This is a genomic window from Sutcliffiella tianshenii, from assembly GCF_016908565.1.
Lineage (GTDB): Bacteria > Bacillota > Bacilli > Bacillales > Bacillaceae_I > Sutcliffiella_A > Sutcliffiella_A tianshenii.
This window is the reverse complement of the sequence record NZ_JAFBED010000025.1, coordinates 1-1274: the sequence shown is the minus strand read 5'-3', so window position 1 is coordinate 1274 and position 1274 is coordinate 1. Positions and strand designations below refer to the sequence as shown.

Genomic DNA, 1274 nt, shown 5'->3' with positions numbered 1-1274 from the left:
AAGCAAAAGGAAATCTCATCTTGAGGGGGGCTTCATGCTTAGATGCTTTCAGCACTTATCCCGTCCGCACGTAGCTACCCAGCTATGCCTTTGGCAAGACAACTGGTACACCAGCGGTGCGTCCATCCCGGTCCTCTCGTACTAAGGACAGCTCCTCTCAAATTTCCTGCGCCCACGACGGATAGGGACCGAACTGTCTCACGACGTTCTGAACCCAGCTCGCGTACCGCTTTAATGGGCGAACAGCCCAACCCTTGGGACCGACTACAGCCCCAGGATGCGATGAGCCGACATCGAGGTGCCAAACCTCCCCGTCGATGTGGACTCTTGGGGGAGATAAGCCTGTTATCCCCGGGGTAGCTTTTATCCGTTGAGCGATGGCCCTTCCATGCGGAACCACCGGATCACTAAGCCCGACTTTCGTCCCTGCTCGACTTGTAGGTCTCGCAGTCAAGCTCCCTTGTGCCTTTACACTCTGCGAATGATTTCCAACCATTCTGAGGGAACCTTTGGGCGCCTCCGTTACTCTTTAGGAGGCGACCGCCCCAGTCAAACTGCCCACCTGACACTGTCTCCCAGCCCGATAAGGGCTGCGGGTTAGAATTTCAATACAGCCAGGGTAGTATCCCACCGACGCCTCCACCGAAGCTAGCGCTCCGGCTTCTCAGGCTCCTACCTATCCTGTACAAGCTGTACCAAAATTCAATATCAGGCTACAGTAAAGCTCCACGGGGTCTTTCCGTCCTGTCGCGGGTAACCTGCATCTTCACAGGTACTATAATTTCACCGAGTCTCTGGTTGAGACAGTGCCCAGATCGTTACGCCTTTCGTGCGGGTCGGAACTTACCCGACAAGGAATTTCGCTACCTTAGGACCGTTATAGTTACGGCCGCCGTTTACTGGGGCTTCGGTTCAAAGCTTCGCTTGCGCTAACCTCTCCCCTTAACCTTCCAGCACCGGGCAGGCGTCAGCCCCTATACTTCGCCTTACGGCTTCGCAGAGACCTGTGTTTTTGCTAAACAGTCGCCTGGGCCTATTCACTGCGGCTCTCTCGGGCTTTAACACCCTAACAGAGCACCCCTTCTCCCGAAGTTACGGGGTCATTTTGCCGAGTTCCTTAACCAGAGTTCTCTCGCTCACCTTAGGATTCTCTCCTCGCCTACCTGTGTCGGTTTGCGGTACGGGCACCATACTCCTCGCTAGAGGCTTTTCTTGGCAGTGTGAAATCAGGAACTTCGGTACTATATTTCCCTCGCTGTCACAGCTCAGCCTTA

At 54.8% G+C, this 1274-nt stretch carries 1 rRNA gene; it reads right to left on the bottom strand.

The features are described 5' to 3' along the window. Window positions 1-1274 (bottom strand): 23S ribosomal RNA (locus JOC95_RS21315); the annotation flags it as partial.